The organism is Streptomyces canus 299MFChir4.1 (assembly GCF_000383615.1).
Taxonomy (GTDB): domain Bacteria; phylum Actinomycetota; class Actinomycetes; order Streptomycetales; family Streptomycetaceae; genus Streptomyces; species Streptomyces canus_C.
The window spans coordinates 181,876-205,405 of sequence record NZ_KB911582.1 but is presented as its reverse complement, the minus strand read 5'-3'; the positions used below and the strand labels follow the sequence as shown (position 1 = coordinate 205,405).

The window sequence follows — 23,530 nt, the reverse complement described above, 5'->3', positions numbered from 1 at the left end:
TCAACCCACTCATGGTTACGAGGCGTCACCCACCCTGTCCACTCAGTGAACCCACCCAGCCGCGGCTGTACCAGTGTCGTGCCTGTTGAGGCGCTCTCCCTCCCACGACGCTGGACCGCATGACCGCACCTCAGGCCCAACCAGCCGTCACCGTACGTATGTTCTTCCAGCAGCTCAGCGCTACCCGGCGCGGTGCCCGCCTCGCCCGCCACCTCGCCACGCGCCAACTCGACGTCTGGGGGCTCCCGTTCGGCTCGGCCCTCTCCGACGCGGTAGCCCTCGTCGTCGCCGAGCTGGCATCCAACGCCGTACTCCACGCACGCGTACCGGGCCGGGACTTCGCCCTCCGCCTTGAGCACCGTACGGACGCGCTCCGCATCGAGGTCGCCGATACCGGAGGCGACCGCCCTGTCGCCGCACCACCGATGACCCCGGACGCGGCGGCCGACCACGGCCGTGGCCTCGTCATCGTCGACGCCCTCGCCTCCCGTTGGGGCGTCAGTGACCGCCCAGGACCCGGCAAGGTCGTCTGGGCCGAGATCGACCTCCCCTGAGAACTGAGAACACCACCAGCAACCGTCACGGCATCGGAACCGCTGGCGGGCTCGCCCGCTGCCAGTAGTGCAGCACCGGAGGATGCGCGACCTCGTCCCCGAGATCGGAGGTCAGCAGGTGATGCCGGGCGACCGCGTCGTCGACGATCTGCCGCCACCACTCCAGCCGGTCCCCGCCCGCATCGGCCGAGATCAACTCGTCGTGCAGCGCGTACAGCTCACACGTGTTGTGCCACTGAGACTCCCTCACATCGGCGTTGCTCTCGCTGAAGCGCGACAACTCGGCGCCCTCGCACACCGGGCACCCGCACGTCCACGGATCCACGCGCGTGAACCAGTTTTGGAGCACCTCCACCCGGTGGTACTTCAGCAGTTCGCGGACGAGCACCACCGGATACGGCCGCCAGCCCCGGCCCTTGCGGCGCGGGTCCATGCCGTGGCGGAGCATGGCGGTGACCCCCACCGCCGTGCCCAGCGCCCCGTGCGCCAGCGCGTCGAAAGCCGCCAGGTCCGTGCGCCACAGGAGCAGACGCGGGCACGACCGGCAAAGCACGCGCAGGCCCTCGGCCACGCCCACGCGCTCCAACGGGTCCTTGTAGTGCTGCATGATCAGCGCCACGGGGTGCCGACTGGCCCGTACCGCCTCCACCAGGTGCAGCAGCGACTCGTCCCGCAGCCAGCGGCAGCTGCACGGCAGCAGGACGACCGTGTCTGTCCGCTGCAGCCGGTTGGCCTGAGTGATCACCGCACGCAGGACGCGGGCGTCGCCGTCCTCGTCCGGTGGTATGAAGCAGGTCGGGGTCACCGCGAACGCCGCCTTGTTGGCCAGCTGGCCGTTCAGGACCTCCTCCAGGCCGGAGAAGTCGAGCGCGTGCCAGCCGTCGGCCGCCTGATAACCGAAGGGCCGGTCGACGGTCGCGACCCGGTGCTCGTGGCCGCCGTAGTCGACGGCCACAACCGTGTCCGGGTAGCTGTTGCGTATGTTCCGGCATCTCACCGCCGCATCGACACCTGTGAGAAGCAAGCCTCCGGCGTTTCCGTCGATGTGTGGCAGCAGGCCGATCGCCGACCTGTCGTTCACCATGATCAGTAACCGGTCGCGCAGTAAGCCCTCGATCCCGTCGCCCCCCATGGGGTCCCCCTCACGGTCATGAAGCACATCCCGCTGTTCATGAGTGTCGGAGCCGGTCGAAAAGGAGCGCAAGACGGTCGTATGCGGTCGTAAGCGGTTCTCGGCCAGGTCGTCAGCAGGGCCGCACTCAGGCGAATGTCACAGTGAGGTGCTCATCTGTTGCGTTCCGCGACGATTTCGCCCGCGTGGGTCGCTCAACGTGACACTCGCGTCACGGAACTTGCGTCTGGCCAGGCGCAAGGCATCGCAAGACTGGCAAGATTGGATGTCGCGCGCGAGATCAGCGCGCTCCGACTGCTGCCGAGCGAGGGAACGAGAGCCGGATGCCCACCAGCGAGCTCTTCCTGAAGGATGTCATCGACATCAAGGAAGACGTCCATGCCGGCGATTTCAAGGTCGAGCTGTCCGGTGGGTTCACCGAAACCGATGCCCGCGTCGCCGAGTACGTGGTCACCGAGCAGCTGCAGGGGGCCTTCCGGAGCGCGCTCGGGCTGGTCGGGGCGGCGGTCAGGTCCGGGAACTCGCACGCCGCCTACCTGCACGGATCGTTCGGTGCCGGTAAGAGCCACTTCCTGACCGTGCTGCACGCCGTCCTGAACAACAACGCGGCGGCCCGCTCCAAGCCCCGGCTCCAGGAGGTCATCGCCGAGCACGACGACTGGCTGCGCGACAGCCGGTTCCTCATGGTGCCGTACCACCTCGTGGGCTCCACGGACCTCGACTCGGCCATCCTCGGCGGGTACGTGCACGCGGTGCGCTCTCAGCACTCGGACAAGCCGACCCCCGCCGTCTACCGGGCCGACTCCGCGCTCGTGGACGCGCGCAGGCAGCGGGAGTTCCTCGCCGACGACGCGAAGTTCGTGCAGTGGCTCGGTGACGGTGCCGCCGCGGTGTCGCCGGGCGGTGGTGTCGGCGGCGCGGACAGCGATGACGACGACCTCGACCTGCTCGACGCGGACGACGCGGCCCCGGCCGCGGGCAGCTGGACCTCCGCCGACCTGAACCGCGCCTTCGACGCGCCCGCCGGAGACCCGTACCGCGAGGCACTCGTGTCCGCGCTGCTCTCCGGGCCCATGGCTGCGTACGCGCAAGGAGCCCGCGGCGACAAGGACGCCTTCGTGCCGCTGGAGAACGGGCTGTCCGTCATCTCCCGGCACGCCAAGTCCCTCAACTACGACGGCATCGTGCTGTTCCTCGACGAGCTGATCCTCTGGCTTCAGGCACACATGGGCGAGCAGGACTTCGTACGCGACCAGGTGCAGCGGCTGGTCAAGCTGATCGAGTCCGGGGACACCGACCGGCCCGTGCCGATCGTCTCCTTCATCTCGCGTCAGCGCGACCTGTCGCAGCTCATCGGCTCCGACGTGGCCGGCGCCGAGGTGCAGAACCTGGAGCAGCAGATCGAGTACCTGGCCGGGCGCGTCGACGTCGTCAACCTGGAGGACAGCAACCTCGTCGAGATCATCAAGCGCCGTGTGCTGGAGCCGAAACCCGGGATGGAGTCGGCCCGCGACGAGGCGTTCACGCTCGTCGAGTCGTCCAAGGACGAGGTCCGGCAGGTGCTGCTCGACGCGCACGGGCGGACCTCGGCGAGCTGGGACGACTTCCGCACCCTGTACCCGCTGTCGCCCGCGCTGCTCAACGTCCTCGTGGACCTCTCCGGAGCGCTGCAGCGCGAACGCACCGGTCTGAAGCTCGTCCAGGAGCTGCTTCGGCGCCGTCGTGATGACCTGAAGATGGGGGAGCTGATCCCGATCGGCGACCTGTGGGACGTCATAGCGTCGGGGACCGGCGAGGCGTTCACCGCCAAGCTGCGCCGGGAGTCCGAGATCGCGCACCGCTTCCACGCGCGCGTGCGAGCCCATCTGCTGGAGAAGTACGGGTCCGTTGACGATCCGCGCTACCGGCGGGACGACCGGCTCGTCAAAACGCTCTTGCTCGGCGCGCTCGCGCCCAATGTGCCGGCTCTGGCACGGCTGACCGGTGGACGGCTCGCCGCGCTCAACCACGGCACGATCCGGGCGCGGGTGGGGTCGGCCGGATCGATCGCGGTGAAGGCGCTGCGCGACCTCCAGGCCCAGGGGTTCGGAGAGCTGAGGAGCGAGGGCGACGCCGACCCGGTGTTCCATCTGCACCTGTCCGACCTGGACGTCGAGCCGCTGCTCGAAGAGGTCCAGGGGGTCGCGGACAAGGTCGGGCAGCGGCGGCAGTGGGTCAAGGACCAGCTGTGGGAGGCCTTCGGCATCCGGGACACCCAGGCGTTCGTGTGCGAGCGCGAGATCGTCTGGCGGGGTACCAAGCGCACCGCTGAGTTTGTCTTCGGGAACGTACGCGATCCGCATCTGCCCGACGAGCAGTTCGAACCGCAGATGGACGGCAACATCCGTTTCGTACTGGACTACCCCTTCGACGAGCCCCAGCGCTCGCCCATTGAGGACGTTCAGCGGATCGAAAACCTGAAGCGGTCGGGGCGGACCGGTAGCACCATCGTCTGGCTGCCCGACTTCTTCTCCGAGCAGCGGGCCCGGCAGCTCGGACGGCTCCTGAAGATCAACTATCTGCTGGAACGGGACCGGCTAGACGACGTCACGGCCACCCGCTCGACCGAGGAACGGATCCAGATCCGCCACCAGCTCAAGGCGCAGAGCGACAACCTCACGACCCAACTCTCCGCCGTTCTGGAGCAGTTGTACGGGATCAGTAAGGCGGAGGCCGCCAACGTCGGAGCCGAGGTTCCGGCGGATCAGCACCTGTGGTCGCTGCGGCCCGGTTTCACGCGGAAGAAGCCCGAGCCGGGGGTCGGCTTCGAGAAGAACCTCTACGCCCTGGCCGACGAGATGTTCGCCGTGCTCTACCCGAAGCACCCCGACTTCGATCCCGCCCTCACCCGCAAGCCGGTCACCCTGCGCGAGCTGAAGACGGCGCTCGAATGGATCGGCCGGGCGATGGAGAGCGGCGAGCGCCGGGTCGTCGTCGACAGCCACCAGCTGGCCGTGGTGAAGAAGATCGTGCACCCGCTAGGGCTGGGCGAGGTACACGACGGTCCGCTGAACGTCAGCCGCGACTGGCGGCTGCGGATCAACCAGAAGGCCGCCGACGGCCACGCCGGGACGGACCTGTCCGTCGAGGACATCCGCAAGTGGATCGGTCAGCTCGGGTTCACGGGCCTGGAGAAGAACGTCAGCAACCTGATCATCGCGACGTACGCGCTGCTCGACGACCGAACGTGGGTGTACCAGACCTCGCCGCTGCAGCAGGCGCCGGAGCTGGAGCGGATCGGCCCCGGCTACGGTCTGCGCGCCGTCGAGAAGCCGACCGACGAGGAGTTCGCGACCGCGCGTGAACGGGCCGGCAGGATCTTCGGGGTTGCCGTACCGCCTGCGCTCATCGCGCTGAACGTCGCCAAACTCGCCACCGGCGTAAAGGAAGTGGCCGAAAGGCACCGGGACGCCGTGAGCGGGGTCCGGTCCGTGCTGCAGAGGCGGGCCGAGGAGCTGGGACTGCGAGGTCCGCAGGGAGCGGACGCTCCACGGATGAAGTCCATGAAGGCCGCGGCCGACCTGGTGGCCCGGCTCGCCCGCAGTGAAGATACGGCCGTGGTGGTACGCGAGCTCGCGGCGGTGGCCTACGACGTGACCGACCCGGAGATCGGGGCGGCCCTCAAGCAGGCGCCCGATGTGCTGGCCGCGCTCGACGACACCAACTGGAAGCTTCTCGACAGTGTGCGCGGCTTCGCCGGGCGGGACGACAGCGTGGGGGACCGGGCGGCGCGGCTGATCCGCGTCGTCGAGGAGACGGCGAACGACCACGAGCAGGCCCGTTCGCTCGTCCCGGTGCTCGACCAGCTCCAGGACCGGGCGCTGGCCCTCATCAACGACGTGGCACGCCTGGCGCAGGTGGCCCAACCGGTGGCACCACTACCGCAGCCGACCGCGGACGACGTCAGCCTCACGGAACACGGGCAGCCGGTCGTCCAGTCGGGGCCTGGCGTGACGGAGGGTGCGCCCCAGCGGTCCGACGGTGGCGAGCGGACTGTCGACGTACCTGCTCAGGACGTACGACCGGGTGCTCCGCATGTCGTCGAGCCCACTCGGCTCGAAGCAACTCTCGCCGCCACAGTCGCCGATGTGGAGGGGGAGATCAGGTCGTACCTCGCTGCCCATCCGGGCACGCGCATCCAGGTCATCTGGCGTCCCGTGCCCGCGGACGACCAAGAGGCCGGTCACTGATGGCCGCTCTGCCCCAGGTGGGCCGCCGCACCATCGAGGCCCTGCTCGCCACGCACGCCTCCGGGCTCGGAGACCGGCGGCTCGTCCTGGTACACGGGCGCTACACGGCCGGCGCGCCCGAGGAGTTCACCGTGCGGACTGGGGAGGAGACGCGGCGAGTCCGCGTCAGCCACCAGGCGTCCGTCCTGGGCATCCTGGAGGAGTGGACGAGGCACCGGGAAGAGGCGGCCGGTGCGGACCTCCTCGTCGTCACCACCGGCGTCGATGACGGTCAGATCGGCTGGGACCTGCGCGGGCAGGCGGTACGGCGGCAGACGCTCACGGTGGAGAACGCTGAGATCGTCATGCAGCGCTTCGGCGCTGCCGGACTCGACCCACGCATGTACGACGAAGGCTGGCTGCTGGAGGCGCTGCTCGACGCCGAGCCCTCCCAGGGCTGGAAGCGTGCGGGCTCCGTCCTGACGCGGGACGCGGCCCTGCGCGCGCTGGTCGTGGCGCGACTCGGGCTGGGCAACGGCGATGGCGAGGCGGGCCCGGCGGCAGGGACTGTCGTCGATCTGGACGCACTTCTCACGTGGTCCCGTACTCCCGCGGGGCCCCTGCGCTTCGCGGAGCTGGACAAGACCGAACGGGACGAGCTGAAGAAGTGGCTCGGTGAGACCGCCGGCCCGGCGGCACCGGTTCTGATGTCCCTGGCGGAGACCGGGCGCGGACAGGACGCGATGCCGCTCGGTCTGCTGGGAGCGGTCCTGCGCGATCCGGCAGTGAGCCCGGACGTGGTGCTCGCCGTGGGCGGGCTGTTCGGGCAGGTGATGCCGCGCCGGACCGAGCTGCAGTCCTTCACCGAGGCCGTTGAAGGCGCCCTCATCCGCTGGATCGGAGAGGCCCGGCACAACGCCGAAGCCCGGACGCGAGTCTTTGCCGTCCTCAACCGCGCCGACCAGCTCGCCGAGAGCGCCGGACTCACCACGGCCGTCGAATCCAACCGCTTCCTGCCGTCCAGCTTCACGGCCCAACTGCGGCAGGTGGCGGCAGCGTCCCGCACCTCCCCGGCAGCGGGGGAAGCGGCCCTGGCCGAGCTGAACGCGCATATGCTGGCCCGGCTGAACCCGGAACGCGTCGGCGTGGCCGAGATGGCCGTACGGGTCGCCCGCTGGCTGGCTTTGCCGCGCCCGGCCGTGGCGTCGGTGGCGGCCGGAGTCCGGGACCAGGCGGGGGACTGGGGCTGGGCGGACCGGGCGCTCGCGGTGCTGTGGGCGGGAGACCCCGAGGGGGACGCCGTCACAGGCGAGGACCTCAGTGCTCTGTACGAGGCGGCCCGAGAGCGGCGCGAGCGGCTGGACGAGGAGTTCGCGCGGAGGCTGGTGTCCTGGGCGCCAAATGCCACCGCTCTCCATCCCGGCGGCTGCCTGGTCGTCGAGAACGTGCTGGCCGAAGCGGTCAGGCCGCTGGCCGGCGACACGGCTCCCCTCGTCCTGATACTGGACGGCATGAGCTGTGCGGTCGCGGCCCAGCTCGGCGAGGAGGTCGAGCGCGAGGGCTGGACCGAGGTCGTGCCCAGCGAGGCGGTCTCGGCGGATGCGCCGCAGCGGATGGCCGCGGTGTCCATGCTCCCCTCGGTCACAGAGGTCAGCCGCGCGTCCCTGCTCACCGGTACGGCCGTCAAGGGCGGGCAGACGAAGGAGAGTTCGGGCTTCGCTGCCTTCTGGAGGCAGCGGCGACTCGATGCTCTGCTCTTCCACAAGGCCGGGATAGAGGGAGGGGCGGGCAGGTTCCTCTCCGAGGAAATCATGGCCGCGCTGGCCTCGGAGGCAGTGGTCGGCGTCGTGCTGAACACCATCGACGACGCCCTGGACAAGGGACAGCAGGGGCGGCGTACCCAGTGGAGTCTGGGTGACGTCACATACCTGCGGGAATTGCTGTCGGCGGCCAAGGGGTACGGGCGCCCGGTTGTGCTCGTCGCGGATCATGGGCATGTGCTGGAGCGCGGTGCGAGTGAAGGACCCGTGGGGGACGAGGGCGAGGGGCCCGGCTCGGCCCGATGGCGTACGGGCGCGGCGAAGGACGGCGAGGTCCAGCTGTCCGGGCCCCGCGTACTGGAGGGCGGCGGCACTATCGTCGCGCCCTGGCGGGAGGACATCCGCTACACCGGCCGCCGGGCTGGTTACCACGGTGGAGCCTCGCTCGCGGAGGTCACCGTGCCGCTGCTCGTCCTGGTGCCTGACCGCGACCTGGTGCCGAGGGGGTGGGAGGTCTTGCCTCGGGAGCAGGCCGTCCCGCAATGGTGGGCTCCTCGCAAGGGTGGGCGGCCCGAGGACGTTGCCATGCAAGAGGCACCGCGGAAGCCGAAGCGAGGGAAGCCGAAGGAGCAGCCGGCCGGCGAGGGGCTCTTCGCGGCCGACGACCTTCTGGCACCTGCCGCCGACGGAGCCGCCCCCGCCACCCTGGGCGAGCGCGTAGTCGCCAGCGAGGTGTACGAGGCGCAAAAGGAGTACGTACGCAAGGCCCCCGAGAGCAAGGTCGTGGCGGCCGTCATCGACGCGCTGGCCGGGGCGGGGGGCACCATGTCACCGGCCGCCCTCGCCGGGGCCATCTCGGCGACCGGTCGGGTGCGGCGCAACATCGACGGGTTCATCGCCACCCTGCAGAGGCTGCTCAACATCGAGGGCTACCCAGTCCTCGGCTTCATCGACGCCGGGCACACGGTGAAACTCGATCTGACCCTGCTGCGCGACCAGTTCTTCCCGAAGGAGAAAACGTGACGTCGTCGCCCGACGTGAGCGCGGTCCGGCGGCGGGAAGTCGTCGACGCACTGCGCCGGGGCACCGTGCCGCACTCAGGGCTCGACCTCTTCGCGGTCGGCCTCGACCGGTTCACCAGTGCCCTCGACGAGGATGTGGCCACGGTGGCGCGGGGCGGAGCCGCCTTCCACGCCATCCGTGGCGAGTACGGATCCGGCAAGACCTTCTTCGCACGCTGGCTCGCCGAACGGGCCAAGCGCGCCGGGCTCGCCACGGCTGAGGTCCAGATCTCCGAGACGGAGACACCTCTGCACCGGCTGGAGACGGTGTACCGACGGCTCACCGAGCGGCTGTCCACGGCGACCCACCAGCCCAGTGCGCTGCGAGCGATCGTCGATTCCTGGTTCTACACGTTGGAGGAGGAGGTCCTCGACAACGGGGACGTGGACGAGGAGGACGAAGCGGCGCTGGGTGAAGCTGTCGACGCGCTGATGGAGCGTCGGCTCGCCGAAGTGGCCCGCACCACACCGGCGTTCGCCGCGGCCCTGCGTGGATACCGGCGCGCGGTCGCGGCCGACGACGCGGCGACCGCGGAAGCCCTCATCGCCTGGCTCGGCGGTCAGAAGTCCGTCGCCGCATCAGCACGCCGGGCCGCCGGGGTGCGGGGCGACCTCGACCACTTCGCGGCACTCGGCTTCCTCCAGGGTTTGCTCACCGTGCTGCGGGACTGCGGCCACCCCGGTCTGCTGCTCGTCCTCGACGAGATCGAGACCCTTCAGCGGGTGCGCGGTGACGTACGGGAGAAGGGCCTCAACGCACTGCGGCAGCTCCTCGACGAGATCGACGCGGGACGCTTCCCAGGGCTGTTCCTCGTCATCACGGGGACACCGGCCTTCTACGACGGTCAGCAGGGCGCGCAGCGGCTCCCGCCACTCGCGCAGCGGCTGGCGACCGACTTCACCACCGACCCGCGCTTCGACTCCCCGCGAGCCGTCCAACTGCGACTTGCGGGCTTCGACCTGGAACGACTCGGCGAGTTGGGCAGGCGCGTGCGCGACCTGTACGCGGGCGCCGCCCGGCATCCGGAACGAGTCGAGCAGCAGGTGGACGATGCGTATCTCATGGAACTCGCCACAGCCGTGACCGGCGGACTCGGGGGCAAGGTCGGGGTCGCACCCCGTGTCTTCCTGCGCAAACTCGTCGCCGATGTGCTCGACCGGGTGGACGAGTTCCAGGACTTCGATCCACGCAAGCACTACGCGCTCACCATCACGGACGGCGAGCTGACCGAAGTGGAACGCAACGCGGCGGCCGCACGCGCGGAAGACATCGACCTGGAGATGCCGTGAGCGGTATCGACGACCTCGAACCCGCGCTGGTCCACCACGTCGTCAACACGCTCGGCTGGCCCGGACTGCGCCCCCTCCAGGAAGAGGCCATCGGGCCGCTGCTCGCGGGCGACGACGCGATCCTTCTCGCGCCCACCGCCGGAGGCAAGACGGAGGCCGCGTCGTTCCCACTGCTGTCGAAGATGGTGCAGCAGAAGTGGTCGGGGACGTCCGTCCTCTACATGTGTCCGCTCAAGGCGCTGCTGAACAACCTGCTGCCCCGGCTGGAGACGTACACCTCGTGGCTCGGGCGCACGGCCGCCCTATGGCACGGGGACGTCACCTCCGGCGCGAGGAAGCGGATCTTGGCCGCGCGGCCCGACGTCCTGCTGACCACGCCGGAGTCGCTGGAGGCGATGCTGGTGAGCGCCAACGTCGACCACACCTCCTTCTTCTCCGGATTGCGCACCGTGGTGGTCGACGAGGTGCACGCCTTCGCCGGGGACGACCGGGGCTGGCATCTGCTGGCCGTCCTGGAACGGCTACAGCGTGTCGTCGGACATCCCATTCAACGAGTCGGGCTGTCCGCGACGGTGGGAAACCCGCACGAGCTGCTGCTGTGGCTGCAGGGATCCGGAGCGGGCAGGCAGCCGTCCGCGGTGGTGGCACCGCACCTCGCCGACCCGAAGCCGAAGACATCGGCAGCGGCGTCGACGGCCCCGACGGACATCCAGCTGGACTACGTGGGATCCGTCGACAATGCCGCCACCATGATCGCGGCCCTGCACCGCGGCGAGAAACGGCTCGTCTTCTGCGAGTCCCGCAGGCTCGTCGAGGAACTGGGCGAGAAACTGCGCGCCAAGGGCGTGACGACCTTCCTCTCCCACGCCTCTCTCTCCGTCGACGAACGCCGTCGCGCGGAACAGGCCTTCGCCGAGGCCCGTGACTGCGTGATCGTCTCCACGAGCACCCTCGAACTCGGCATCGACGTCGGGGACCTGGACCGGGTCATCCAGATCGACGCTCCGCTCACCGTCGCCTCCTTCCTGCAACGGCTGGGCCGCACCGGACGCAGGCCCGGAACGTCACGCAACTGCCTGTTTCTCGCGCTGGATCGCGACGGACTGCTCGGAGCGGCGGCTCTTCTCATGCAATGGTCGCGCGGCTGGGTGGAGCCCGTCATCGCCCCGCCGGAGCCGCGGCACATCGTGGCTCAGCAGCTTCTCGCGCTGTGCCTGCAGGAACCGCGGGTCGGGGACCGCCTCTGGCAGGAGTGGTGGAACGGCCTCGGCCCGTTCGGCCAGTCCGCCGAGCCGATCGTCCGTCACCTGGTCGACAACGGCTACCTGGACCAGGACGGCGGACTCCTGTTCATCGGCCCCGAAGCCGAACGGCGTTTCGGTCACCGGCACTTCATGAACCTCACGGCCGTGTTCACCGCACCTCCGCAGTTCACCGTGCTCCAAGGCCGCAAGGAGATCGGCAGGACGGATCCGAGTCTGCTCACCGAACGGATCGACGGACCACGGCGGTTGCTCCTGGCCGGGCGGAGCTGGCAGGTCACGTACATCGACTGGAAGCGAAAGCGGTGCTTCGTCGAACCCGTCGACGGCGGCGGCAGAGCGAAGTGGAGTGGCGCCAGACTCGACTTCGGCATCTCCTTCGAACTCACGCGCGCAGTACGAGAAGTGCTCCTCGGCGCGAACCCGCCGGTGGACCTCACGGCGCGTGCGGAGAAGTACCTGGCCGAAGCACGGGAGCACTTCATGGAAGAGGTGCATCCAGGAGGCACGGTGATCATTCGTGGCTCAGGTGGATACGTGAGGTGGTGGACATGGGCCGGGCATCGGGCGAACGCCACGCTCGCAGCGACGCTTGCCGAGGTCGCCGTGCCTGCCCAGCAGATCAACGACTGCTGGATCCGCCTGCGTGAGGACCTCACCCCCAATGATTGGAAAGAGGCTTCGGTAGCCGCCCCAGACCACCTGTGCCTGCCGGAGGTCGACGAGCGGGCGGTCAAAGGACTGAAGTTCGCGGACGCACTGCCACCTAGGCTCGCCGAATCGACGCTGGCGAGGCGGCTGGCGGACCTGCAGTCGGCAGCGCAGGTGCTCTCCGAACCTGTGCGCTTCGTTGTGCGCCCATGATGAGTAGCTGGTCCCCTCGTGCAGTTGCGTCATGCCCAGCGACGGTTGATCAACGTACTCTTTGCCGAGAGCATCCGTTTTCGACCCAGCGTACGAGCAGAGCTCCCGGTGGCTGCCCCCGCCAGCGTTTGTCACCGCAGGTCGGCCATCGCGTGCGCGAAGCGGGGGACCATCCTTCACGAGCAGCGTGGCGGGCGGCCACTCACCTCCTGCGCTGCACATCCAGTTCACAAGAGATGACCGCCTCTCGCGCCCGCTGAACTACACGAGCGCCGGCACCTCGGCCCGAGACGCCGGATGAATCAGCGACCGCAGCTTCTCGCGGGTCTCCGAGTCCGTCGAGTACAGGACTGGCCCGACCATTCCCCGCGTCAGCAGCACCTTGTACGTGTTGCGGCTGAGCCGGTCGACGTCGTCGTCCGGAGTGGACTTCGTGAAAGACGGGTCCTTCGACGCAGAGCGGTCCACGACCCAGCGGTCCGTGCGCCAGACCAGGTCGGGGCCGATGATCACGCCGGACCAGTCGTACTCGAAGCCCTGCGCGGTGTAGACGCAGCCGACCTGGCCGAAGCCGGCCGGGTCGGTGGCCCAGAGGGGGGCGGGCAGGTGGAGTCTCGGTCGCCGAGCGCCGCCCGTCCAGCGACCTCGTGTCCAGCACCGCGTCAGCCAGCGCCTGCCCCGTCTTGGTGGCAATCCGCCCCGGCTGTTGTCGAGGCGGGCCCGCGCTCGAGGACGACGAGATCAAAGCGACGCTGCCTCTGCAGTGTGGGCCCATAGGCGGCGGTTGCAGGCTCTCAGTTTCGGGTGAACTCAAGCAGCGTCTTGCTGTGCGTCAGGCTCCCTCCAGCCGCATACCGCACTACTCCGGTGTGTCACCCGACGTCAGGTCTGCGGGTCGCCGGTTCGGCGCGATGGTTCGGCGGTGGCTGCGAGGAGGGCGGCGTCGTCGTCGACCCGGTCGGGGGTGTTCAGGAGTTCCAGGGCCTGTTCGGTGATCCGCTGGGGGTCGGAGCGGGCGGCGGCGGGCAGGGCGTCGCAGGTCTGGCGCAGGGTTGTCAGGCCGTCGTCCAGGGACAGGGAGCGGTTCTCCACCAGGCCGTCGGTGTAGAGGAGCAGGCCGGTGCCGGGTGGGAACTCCACCTCGTGGTCGACCGGGGTGCTGCCCAGTCCCAGCGGCAGTTCCGGGGGCAGCTCCAGGTAGGCGGTGTCGGCGGCTAGCAGCAGGGGCGGCAGGTGCCCGCTGGCGGCGTAGCACAGGCGGTGGCGGTGTGGGTCGTAGACCGTGTAGAGGCAGGTGGCGAAGCGTTCGGTGGTGAGCGACTGCAGGTAGGCGTCCAGCCTGGTCAGCACCTGGGCCGGGCCGGCGCCTTCCAGGGCGAGGCTGTGCAGGGCGGAGCGGAGTTGGCCCATCAGCGTGGCGGCTTCCACGTCGTGGCCCATGACGTCGCCGATGGCCAGCCCCACGGCGCCGTCGGGCAGGGCGAGAACGTCGTACCAGTCGCCGCCGACCTCGGCGCCGCGGTTGCTGGCCCGATAGTGGGTGGCCAGGCGCATTCCGGGCACCTGGGGCAGGCGGTGGGGCAGCAGGGCGCGCTGCAGGGTCAGGGCGAGGCGGCGCTCGTTGTGGTACCGGATGGCGTTGTCGTAGGCCAGGGCCAGGCGGTGGGCGAGGTTCTCCAGATACTTGTGTTCGACCGCGGAATAGCCGCCGGTGTGCCGGACCAGTACCAGGGCCCCCAGCGTCTGGTCATGGGCGTGCAGCGGCAGGGCCAGCACGCCGGCGGGCGCCGGGTGCGGGCCGACCGGGGCCGGGGCGGTGCCGTTGATCGCGCGGGTGGCGGCGGTGGCCAGGGCCTCGTCGGCGAGAAGGGGGGTGCCGGCGATGTACGGCGGGGGCGACTGCGCCGGGGCGGGTGCCGCAGGGGTGAGGTGGACGCTGATCTGGTCGGCGAAGTCGGGCAGCAGGATCTCACCGGTGGTCCGCAGTATCCGGTCCGGGTCGAGGGTGGCGGCCAGCCGCAGGCCCGCGTCTGCCAGGGAGGCCAGCACGGCCAGCTGGTTGCGGGTCTCGGTCAGGGCCTGTTCGCGCAGCCGGGACAGTTCCAACCCGGTGCGGACACGCGCCAGCAGCTGGCGCGCGGAGAAGGGTTTGGCCAGGTAGTCGTCGGCGCCGGCGTGCCGGCCCTGCACGGATTCCTCCTCGCCGGCGCGGGCGGTGAGCAGGACGATGGGCAGGCGGGCGGTGCGCGGATCGGCGCGCAGCGCCCGGACCAGCTCGAAGCCGTCCATGTGGGGCATCATCACGTCGCTGAGCACCAGCTCCACAGGCTGCGCCAGGGCCATCTCCAGGGCGGCCAGGCCGTCGGCGGCGAGCAGCACGTCGTAGTCGGGCCGCAGGAGCTGGGTGAGGTAGGCGCGCATGTCGGCGTTGTCGTCGACGACCAGCAGGCGGGCCCGTTGGGGGCGGTCGGTTTCGTGCGGGCTGGGGTCGTGGAGGGTCTCGCGGGTCGCGGCGGCGTGCGGGGCGCGTGCCGCCGAGGTGTTCGCGGCGGGGACGGGCTCGGCCGCCAGCCAGCCCAGCGCCTCGTCCACATAGGCCGCGGTACGGCTGGGGCGGCCCCCTCCCCTTTCCCTGGGGAGGTCCACGGGGGGTCCGGCGTCGGCCGCGGGTGGGGGTGGGGGTGGGCGGGGCGGCTGGGCGGAGGCGAAGGGGAGGTTCACGGTGAAGGTGGTGCCCTGGCCGAGGAGGCTGTCCACGCCGACGGTGCCGCCGTGCGCCTCCACCAGATCCTTCACCAGCACCAGGCCGAGGCCACTGCCCTCGTGGGAGCGGGAGCGGGCGCCGCGGACCCTGTGGAAGCGCTCGAACAGGCGCGGCAGCTCGTCAGCGGAGATGCCGGTGCCGGTGTCGGTCACGGTCAGCCTGGCCCGGTCGCCGACCGCGGCCACCCGCACCTGGGCGCCGCCGGTGAAGGTGAACTTCAGGGCGTTGCTGAGCAGGTTGAGGATGATCTTCTCCCACATCTCCCGGTCCAGGGGCACCGGCTTGGGCAGCGGCGGGCAGTCCACCTCCAGCGTCAGCCCTGCCGCCTCGAAGGCGGACCGGAACACTCCGGCCAGCTCGGCCGTGGCACTGGCGAGGTCGACCGGCTCAAGGGTGGGGCGCGTCTGCCCGGCCTCGGCCCGGGCGACGTCCAGGAGGGTGTTGACCTGCTTCAGCAGACGCAGGGCGCCGCGCTCGGCCAGCTCCAGCTGCTTGTGCCGCTCGGGCCGGTCCTCGTCGGCCAGGGCCTGCTGGAGCGGGCCCAGGAGCAGGGTGAGCGGGGTGCGGAACTCGTGGCTGACGTTGGCGAAGAAGGCGGTCTTGGCCCGGTCGAGCTCGGCCAGCGCCTCTGCCCGCCTGCGCTGCTCTTCGTGCGCGAGCGCGGCCGACAGGGCCCCGGCCACAGCTGAGGCGAGCACCTCCAGGAAGTCGTGGTAGGCCCCGGCCGGGGGGAAGCAGGGGTTGATGCCCACCACCAGCACGCCCTCCACCTGGCCCGCGGCGTGCAGCGGAAGGGCCAGCGCCTGCTCGACCGGGAGCCGGGAGGCCGCGGCGTGCTGCCCGGCCATGCTGCCGCCGTTGAACGCGGCGGCCGGCAGCGTGGCCGGCGTACCGTCCGCGACCACCTGCGCCAGCCGGGCCGCCGCCTCCGGCCCGTCGGCCGCACTCAGCGAGCCGCTCTCGGGCGCCGACCGCAGCCCGGTGGAGGCCGCCGGCCGCTGCATCCCTGGCTCGGAGGCCAGGTACAGGCCCAGAAACGGGATCTCGTCGGGGTAGGAGGCCGCCACCTCGGCGACCACGCGGGCGACCTCGCCCGGAGTGGGCAGCCCGGCCGTGCGCGTGCCGGTCTCGCTCAGCAGGCGCAGCCGGCGCTCGCCCAGTACCCGGCCGGTCGTCTCGGTGAGGATCTGCAGTACGCCGCCGGCGGTGCCGTCATCCAGCAGCACGGGCTGGAAGGCGGAGTCGAAGTAGCACTGCTCCAAAAAGCCGTGGCGCTCCATGATGAGCAGCTCATCCGGGACCAGCAGGGGCTTGCGGGAGTCGGTCACATAGTGGAAGTGGGAGCTCACGGGGTGGGCCCAGACCTCGGGGAATATCTCCTTGTAGGGTCTGCCGAGCGCCCAGGGGTGTTTGGCGCCGACAATCGGTGTGGAGCCCAGGTTGTACAGCGTGGCGAATTCAGACCCCCAGTACAGAGCCATCCCATGCTCAGAGGTGAGCATGAGGCTCAGGGTTTCCACCAGGGGGCCGGGCCAGGAGACGGGGGGCCCGAGCGGCGTCGCCGCCCAGTCGATCCCTGACAGAAGCTCGCCGAACGCGCCGCCGTCGGCGAACACCCGGGCCGCCGCGGTGCGCGGGTCATCGCGCCGGGTCATCGATCTTCCTCCTGGCGCCTGTGTGATCCGCCCGCGCCTCCCAAGGCTGCCGACGGCCACTCGCTGCGGGCCTCCCGGGCAGATCGGACGCCGGATCCGACAGCTCCCACGTCGCTGTTACCCGAATTGCCCATTTGAAACTATTAAAACCCCATTTGCTCAGCAGCCTACGCCTGTAACCCCACGCCGACGGCGGTGCTCGTCGACCAGCGGTCCCTGCGGCCGGCCGACGCGGTCGGCGTCGAAGGGCAAGGCGGGGACCGCGCGAAGAGATGGTCGAGGTGTTTGATTTGCCTGGAGTTCACCACGATCAGGTGAATCCATCCGGTTTGAGGAAACCGTTCGATGTCTGTGCAAGTCACATACCTTGCACTGCACCACATATGCCCCAGGGGGGACCATGAGCCAGCAGCAGTACCCGCGGCTGTCTCGGTCTCGTCGGTCTCTTCGTTCTGATCGCTCTCATCGGTGCTGTCGCGAGTGGCGGCTCCAGCTCGAACGACTCCACGAGGGGCGACGACACGAAGACCGGTGGTTCCACGGCCGGTGGCTTCAAGTCCGGGGGCTTCAAGGCTGGTGGTTCCCCGTCGAAGGGCCACGAGGCGGCGGACGCCGCCGAAGGCAGTGATGACAAGGCCGAAAAGAAGACCGGCAAGAAGGTCGTGATCTTCAAAGTGTGGGGCACCGCGCCCGCGGGCGCCCTCGGGCCGCTCAACATCACCTACGGGTCCGACTCGGACAACCGCGACGGCGCCTTCGAGAACGGCAAGTTCGAGGCCACCCTGCCTCTTGACGACGACGCAATGTACTTCAGCGTCACGGCACAGCTCCAGGGGTCCGGTGACATCCACTGCTCCGTCACGGTCGGCGGGAAGACGAAGAAGGCCCACGCGGCCGGCGACTACAACATCTGTATGGCCCAGCTCAGTTCGGGTCTGCTGGGAGGGTGGAACTGAGGATGGTCGACAGCTCTGCGCAACCGCCCGCCTTCCCGCCGCCCGAGGTGCCGACTCCACCGAGGAGGCTCTGCACCAGCGCGATCGTCACCACAGGCGGTGTCGCCGTGCGATCCACGAGCGACGACGACAAACCGGCCGGCGTCGCGGCATCGAGCGTCCCGGACGCGGACGCCGTCAGCCCCGTCATGGAGCCGGACCCGGAACCGACGTACGTCGAGGTCGACGCTGACGGTTTCTCGAACGACCTGCGCACCGCAAGCGCGACAGTGCTTCGGGTCAGCGGGCTGCAACATGACCGTGGAACCGGAGATCACCTATCTGGGCAGCAGTGGGGATCTGTGACCAGTCCGGGCCGGTGATCCAGACCGCCGAGCTGATGAAGCAGACCAGACTCAGCTACAGGCCGTCACTGGTCAGCACCGCTTCGGCGGGCACGGTGCTCTCCGTGGAGATCACCAACGTCCGGCCGGGCTGAGGCGATACAGGGATCGGGATCGGGCAAGGTCAGTTCCAGGGCCGTGACCGAGAGCGGTGGCGCATGCCCCCACCGCCACCCTGAGCGCCACGGCAGGCGGCAACGCACACCAGGGCACCAAGATCACGGCTGTCCAATAAGTCGGCGCCAACCGCCAGGCCAGTGCGGCTGCTTCGGACCTTCGGCGCACATCGTCTCCTACGGCTCCTACGGCTCCTACGGCTCCTACGGCTCCTACGATTCCGACGCCCAGACGTGCCTGGCCAGCCGTTGGATGGAGTCTTTGCCCTTGCGGGTGATCCGCGGCGTGATTCCACGAGCGGTCCGCTCAGTGAGCTCGGGCGGCTCCCCGGGGCGTCGCGGTTTCGTCCAGCCAGGAGTCCCGATCTCGTACCCTTCGCCGCTGTCGGAAGAGATCTCTACAGGCCCGGCATACAGCCCGACTTGTCTGTCCACTCGGCACGGCGAGGCTCAAGCGCTTTCCATCTGTATCTACCCCGCAATCAGGAGGTCGGAGTGATCCGGAAATCTTCGGCGGAGCGGTCAATCATGCCGCGAGGTGGAATTCTTCTTTCCGCTTATTTGAGTGTGCGGACCGAGTGTGCCATTTCACACACTCAAGGGTTCGATCCCGGTGTCCTTGGGGGTGGGCGGCTTGGGGGCTGGCGCTGCGGGGGCCTTGGCAGGTGCGCCCACCTGCGCAGGAGCGGAAGCAGGAGCATCGAAATGATGATATATCACCTCATGTATGCCAGCGTCCCGGCTCCTGGCCAAGTGTTCCTACCGGCAACCGGAAATTCACAATCGGCGTACCCGATTTTACTAAGTGCTGGTGGAGTTCCATGACGGCACTATCTAAAGGAGTGCCCGCGCCGCACTTGGATAATCTTCAGCGCTCAAGCATGTCTCGAGGTGGGCTTGAGAGGTCCTGGCGTCCGGTCGGGTAAAAAGGCATTGTTGCCTCTGCGGGATCGACGGGTAATTGGTTGAAATCGAATCGATTCCGCATCGACGGGGAGCAAGACAACTGTGGACGGGGGAAAAGATCGTGGTCACGATCAATGTGCTAGGACAATTGGAGGTCATCGCGGGTGGGCGCGACCTGGCGCCGACCGCGCCGCGGGTCAAGGCGGTGCTGGCGCTGCTGGCGCTCAACGCGAACCGGGTGGTCAGCACCGACACCCTGTTCGCCGAGCTGTGGGACGACCGGCCGCCGCGGAGTGCGGCCACCACGCTGCAGACCTACGTCTACCAGTTGCGCCGGATCCTGGACTCCATACCGCAGGGTGACCGGCGCTGCGACATCGTCACCAAGGCGCCGGGTTACGTCCTGCGCACCGGTGGGACCGACGCCGAGCGCTTCCTGACCGTGGCCGAGCAGGGCCGTTGTCTGTGGCGGCAGGGTCATGTCGCGGAGGCGGCCGAGCGGTTGCGGCAGGCACTCGGCCTGTGGCGCGGGCATGCGCTGGCCGACATCAACCTGGGGCCGGAGCTGACGATCCACCGGGCGCACCTGTGCGAACTGCGGCTGCGCGTACTGGAGTTGCGCATCCAGGCGGACGCCCGGCTCGGTCGGCACCAAGAACTCATCCCCGAACTGCGGTCGTTGGTCGCGGAGCACCGGCTCAACGAGCGGCTGCACGCCCAGCTGATCGACTCACTGCGCGCCGCGGGCTACCGCGCCGAGGCGTTGCGGGCGTACCAGGACCTGCGCAGGGTGCTCAAGTCCGAGCTCGGCCTGGAACCGGCCCCGGACGTGCAGCGGCTTCAGGCCGAGGTGCTCAAAGGGGCGCACGGCGGCTCCGTGACCACCCTGCTGCGCACCGGCTGAACCAGCGGGCACCTACCCGACACCCGACCTCAACACCCCACAACCGACAACCAGGGACGGAGCCTTGCTCCGTCCCTGGCCGGTACGCGGCTGCCCGGGGCGGTCGCGCCATGCCGCCCCGGCTGTTCCGGAGTGGTGACGTAGCCATCGTTCTGTGAGGAGAACCCTGGCCATGACCCGTGATCCATCCCTGCCCTTCTCGGGCGAACCGCAAGACGATCCACCCCACTTCCGCAGCGCCGCCCGTGCCGTGATCACCTACGGGCTGCTGGTCCTCGTACCGCTGGCGCTGGCGCTGCTGCTGTTGAGGTACGGCGTCGATCACCCGGCGAAGGAGATCACCGGCGCGACGAAGGTGAGCGAGCCGGCCGATCTGGTCGGGCAGGTGCTGGTGGCCGGGGCCGTCGTGGTCGCGGCCGCGGGGGTGCTGGGGCTGGCGGCTCGCGCGGTCGGGCAGTCGCCGGTCGTCGGGGAGATCCTGGCCGGCCTGCTGCTCGGGCCGTCGGTGTTCGGGGAGTTGGCGCCCGGTCTCTCCAAGGAGGTGTTCCCCGCGGCGGTGACGCCGATCATGAACAACCTGGCGCAGGTCGGCGTCGTCTTCTTCATGTTCCTGATCGGGCTTGAGATGCCGCTGACGATGCTGCGCAGGCTCGGCGGCAAGGTGCTCTCCGCGGGGCACGCGGCGCTCGCGGTGCCGTTCCTGCTGGGCATGTTGGCCGCGTTGCGACTGCGCGACGAATATCAGCCCGACGGAGTGCAGACCGGGCCGTTCCTGCTGTTCGTGGCGCTGTCGGTGTCGGTCACGGCGTTCCCGGTGCTGGCCCGGATCCTCGCCGACCGCGGCCTGATAGGCACCCGGCTCGGTGCGATGGGCCTGGCCATGGCCGGTGTCGGTGACGTCACCGCCTGGTGTGCGCTGGGCGTGGTGGTCGCCGAGGTGCGCAGCGACTCGCCGCTGGGCGTCCTGGTCGCCGTGGCCGAGGTGCTGGCCTTCACCCTGGTGCTGTGGTTCGCGGTGCGCCCGGCGCTGGCGCAGGTGCTGCGGGTGCTGGAGAGCCGGCACAGCGGGGCGCTGCCGGTCGGCACCCTGATCACCTTCTTCGTACTGATCTGCGCCGTGACCACCAATGTGCTCGGCGTGCACGCGATCTTCGGCGCCTTCCTGGCGGGTGTGGTGATGCCGCGCTCCTCCCGGACCGTGCGGGACTTCGCGCACCGGACCGAGGGCCTGGCGCTGTGGCTGCTGCTGCCGTTCTTCTTCGCCGCGGTGGGTCTGCAGACCCGGCTGCAGTCGGTGTTCTCGCTCTCGGCGCTCGGCGTGCTGGCCCTGGTGCTGCTGGTGGCGGTGGCCGGCAAGATCGGCGGGACGTTCGCGGCGGCCCGGCTGGCCGGTGAGGGCAACCGGGAGTCGCTGGGGCTCGGCGTGATGATGAACTGCCGCGGCCTGACCGAGCTGGTGGTGCTCAACGTCGGTCTGTCGCTGGGGGTGATCGACTCCCGGCTGTTCGCGGTGCTGGTGGTGATGACCCTGGTGACCACCGTGGCGACCGACCCCATGCTGCGTCTGCTGCGGCTCGACCGGCTCTCGCACCCCTCTGGAGGCGGCTTGCTCCCGGTCGAAGCCCCCACCCAGGCTCAGGGAACGGCCGGGACACGTCAGCCATGAGAAGCCCGCGAGGAACGAGCAAGGGAAACGGGGGACCCGATGAGTGATCACGACATAACAAGTCCGATGAGTCCGACGACTCCTACGAGTCCGATGCGCCGGAGCGTCGACACACTGCACGACCTCAAGCAGCTCGTCCTGGACGGGCCCAGTCCTGCCGCAACCGAACGGCAGCACGCCAAAGGGAAACTGACGGCGCGTGAGCGGATCGAGGTACTCCTCGACAAGGGCTCCTTCCAGGAGGTCGAGGCGCTGCGGCGGCACCGGGCCACCGGATTCGGGCTGGAGGGCAACCGTCCGCACACCGATGGTGTGATCACCGGGTGGGGGACGGTGGAGGGCCGCACGGTGTTCGTGTACGCCCACGACTTCCGGCTGTTCGGCGGTGCGCTGGGTGAGGCGCACGCCCAGAAGATCCACAAGATCATGGACCTGGCGATCGCCGCGGGCGCCCCGCTGGTGTCGCTGAACGACGGTGCCGGCGCCCGGATCCAGGAGGGTGTCTCCGCGCTGGCCGGCTACGGCGGGATCTTCCAGCGCAACACGCGCGCCTCCGGGGTGATCCCGCAGATCTCCGTGATGCTCGGCCCGTGCGCGGGCGGCGCGGCCTACTCGCCGGCGCTGACCGACTTCGTCTTCATGGTCCGCGAGACCTCCCAGATGTTCATCACCGGGCCGGACGTCGTCCAGGCCGTCACCGGCGAGAAGATCACCCAGAACGGCCTCGGCGGCGCCGATGTGCACGCGGAGCTGTCGGGCGTGGCGCACTTCGTCTACGACGACGAGCAGACGTGTCTTGAGGAGGTGCGCTATCTGCTGTCGCTGCTGCCGCAGAACAACCGGGAGCAACCGCCGGCGGTGTTCACCGAGGACCCGGCCGACCGGCGCGGCGAGGCGCTGTACGAGCTGGTGCCCAGCGACGGGAACCGCCCCTACGACATGCGGGCGGTGATCGAGGAACTGGTCGACGACGGGGTGCACCTCGAAGTGCACGAGCGCTGGGCGACCAACGTGATCTGCACCCTGGCACGGCTCGGCGGGCGGGCTGTGGGCATCGTCGCCAACCAGCCGCGCTCACTGGCCGGGGTGCTGGACATCGACAGTTCGCAGAAGGCCGCCGGGTTCGTGCAGACCTGTGACTCCTTCAACATCCCGATCGTCACCCTGGTCGACGTGCCGGGCTTCCTGCCGGGCGTCGACCAGGAGCACGACGGCATCATCCGGCACGGCGCCAAGCTGCTGTACGCCTACTGCAACGCGACGGTGCCACGGATCTCCGTGGTGCTGCGCAAGGCGTACGGCGGTGCCTACATCGTGCTGGACTCGCGTTCCATCGGCGCGGACCTGGCGCTGGCCTGGCCGACCAACGAGATCGCCGTGATGGGTGCCGACGGCGCGGCCAACGTGATCTTCCGGCGGGAGATCGCCGCCGCCGAGGACCCGGAGGCGGTACGCAGGGCACGCACCGAGGAGTACCGGGCCGAGCTGATGCACCCGTATTACGCCGCAGAGCGCGGCCTGGTGGACGACGTCATCGACCCGGCCGAAACCCGGGCCGTACTCGTTCGCGGCCTGGAGATGCTCGCCACCAAGCACGCCGACCTGCCGATGCGCAAGCACGGCAACCCGCCCCAGTGACCGGGTCCGCCGCCGAGGAGCGGCCCGTGGTGCGGATCGTGCGTGGGCGGCCGACACCGGAGGAGGTGGCGGCGGTGACTGCGGCGCTGGTGGCGATGGCCGCGGCCCGAAATGCCGGGGGGGAGCGGTCGATGCCGTCCGGGCCCGGCGCCGCGCGGTGGTATCGCTGGGAGCGTACGGCCGGGTTCCGGCCGGGGCACAGCTGGCATCTGGCCCGGTGACCCGGGGGCGCCGCCGTGGGGCTGACTGTGTCGCGGGCCGTGCGTGGGCGGCTGGCGTCCGAGGAGACGGTGGCGTTGCTGGCGGTCGTGGTGGCCCGCGCTGCTGAGGAGCGGTCGAGTCCGTCCGGGCCCGGCAGGGCTCGCTGGTATCGCTGGGACGCACTGCCGGGTTCTGGTCCGGGCACAGTTG

13 protein-coding genes and 1 pseudogene are annotated in these 23,530 nt (G+C 69.7%); 11 read left to right on the top strand and 3 right to left on the bottom strand.

Translation table 11 applies throughout. The annotated features are described in order from the left end of the window. Positions 1-119 precede the first annotated feature (119 nt). The gene (locus H293_RS0100905; protein WP_259294400.1) at positions 120-554 is read left to right on the top strand and encodes an ATP-binding protein; all 435 of its coding nucleotides are present in this window, start codon (positions 120-122) and stop codon (positions 552-554) included. A 25-nt stretch (positions 555-579) separates the two neighbouring features. Here H293_RS0100905 and H293_RS0100900 read toward each other — a convergent pair whose 3' ends face one another. After that, on the bottom strand, positions 580-1,686 hold the full coding sequence (locus H293_RS0100900) for a hypothetical protein (RefSeq protein ID WP_020115999.1): 1,107 nt from the start codon (positions 1,684-1,686) through the stop codon (positions 580-582). A 323-nt stretch (positions 1,687-2,009) separates the two neighbouring features. On the opposite strand from H293_RS0100900, the gene H293_RS0100895 reads away from it, so the two are divergent. Genes H293_RS0100895 through H293_RS0100880 form a run of 4 tightly spaced genes read left to right on the top strand, consistent with a single transcriptional unit; the run spans position 2,010 to position 12,131 of the window. Then, on the top strand, positions 2,010-5,915 hold the full coding sequence (locus tag H293_RS0100895; RefSeq protein ID WP_020115998.1) for a BREX-2 system ATPase PglY family protein: 3,906 nt from the start codon (positions 2,010-2,012) through the stop codon (positions 5,913-5,915). Then, positions 5,915-8,677 (top strand): BREX-2 system phosphatase PglZ, encoded by a 2,763-nt coding sequence (gene pglZ / locus H293_RS0100890; protein ID WP_020115997.1) that lies wholly within the window; start codon positions 5,915-5,917, stop codon positions 8,675-8,677. The genes H293_RS0100895 and pglZ overlap by 1 nt, the downstream gene beginning before the upstream one ends. Then, a complete protein-coding gene (brxD, locus tag H293_RS0100885; RefSeq protein WP_020115996.1) occupies positions 8,674-10,005 on the top strand; it encodes a BREX system ATP-binding protein BrxD in 1,332 nt (443 codons plus the stop codon). Before pglZ ends, brxD begins: the two co-directional genes overlap by 4 nt. Beyond that, positions 10,002-12,131: a DEAD/DEAH box helicase gene (locus tag H293_RS0100880; RefSeq protein WP_020115995.1), complete on the top strand. Its 2,130-nt coding sequence runs from the start codon at positions 10,002-10,004 to the stop codon at positions 12,129-12,131. The genes brxD and H293_RS0100880 overlap by 4 nt, the downstream gene beginning before the upstream one ends. Positions 12,132-12,392: 261 nt before the next feature. On the opposite strand, the pseudogene H293_RS0100875 reads toward H293_RS0100880, so the two are convergent. Both H293_RS0100875 and H293_RS48880 read right to left on the bottom strand, forming a co-directional pair. Beyond that, a pseudogene (locus H293_RS0100875) lies at positions 12,393-12,734 on the bottom strand (DNA/RNA helicase domain-containing protein); the annotation flags it as partial. A 279-nt stretch (positions 12,735-13,013) separates the two neighbouring features. Further along, entirely contained in the window at positions 13,014-16,550 is a 3,537-nt protein-coding gene (locus H293_RS48880) for a SpoIIE family protein phosphatase (RefSeq protein WP_020115993.1), read from the bottom strand. Positions 16,551-17,212: 662 nt separating this feature from the next. Between H293_RS48880 and H293_RS0100865 the strand changes: the two genes are divergently transcribed. The 6 genes from H293_RS0100865 (at position 17,213) to H293_RS0100840 (ending at position 23,340) form a co-directional block, all read left to right on the top strand. Continuing rightward, a complete protein-coding gene (locus tag H293_RS0100865; protein ID WP_020115992.1) occupies positions 17,213-17,506 on the top strand; it encodes a hypothetical protein in 294 nt (97 codons plus the stop codon). 331 nt (positions 17,507-17,837) lie between these two features. Further along, a complete protein-coding gene (locus H293_RS59770; RefSeq protein WP_020115991.1) occupies positions 17,838-17,984 on the top strand; it encodes a hypothetical protein in 147 nt (48 codons plus the stop codon). 1,048 nt (positions 17,985-19,032) lie between these two features. Beyond that, a complete protein-coding gene (locus H293_RS0100855) occupies positions 19,033-19,815 on the top strand; it encodes an AfsR/SARP family transcriptional regulator (RefSeq protein ID WP_028807432.1) in 783 nt (260 codons plus the stop codon). A 172-nt stretch (positions 19,816-19,987) separates the two neighbouring features. Continuing rightward, the gene (locus tag H293_RS48870; protein WP_020115989.1) at positions 19,988-21,481 is read left to right on the top strand and encodes a cation:proton antiporter; all 1,494 of its coding nucleotides are present in this window, start codon (positions 19,988-19,990) and stop codon (positions 21,479-21,481) included. A 93-nt stretch (positions 21,482-21,574) separates the two neighbouring features. Then, positions 21,575-23,119, top strand: a complete 1,545-nt coding sequence (locus H293_RS0100845; RefSeq protein WP_020115988.1) for an acyl-CoA carboxylase subunit beta — start codon at positions 21,575-21,577, stop codon at positions 23,117-23,119. Beyond that, a complete protein-coding gene (locus H293_RS0100840) occupies positions 23,116-23,340 on the top strand; it encodes an acyl-CoA carboxylase epsilon subunit (RefSeq protein ID WP_028807430.1) in 225 nt (74 codons plus the stop codon). Before H293_RS0100845 ends, H293_RS0100840 begins: the two co-directional genes overlap by 4 nt. The last annotated feature ends 190 nt before the right edge of the window (positions 23,341-23,530 follow it).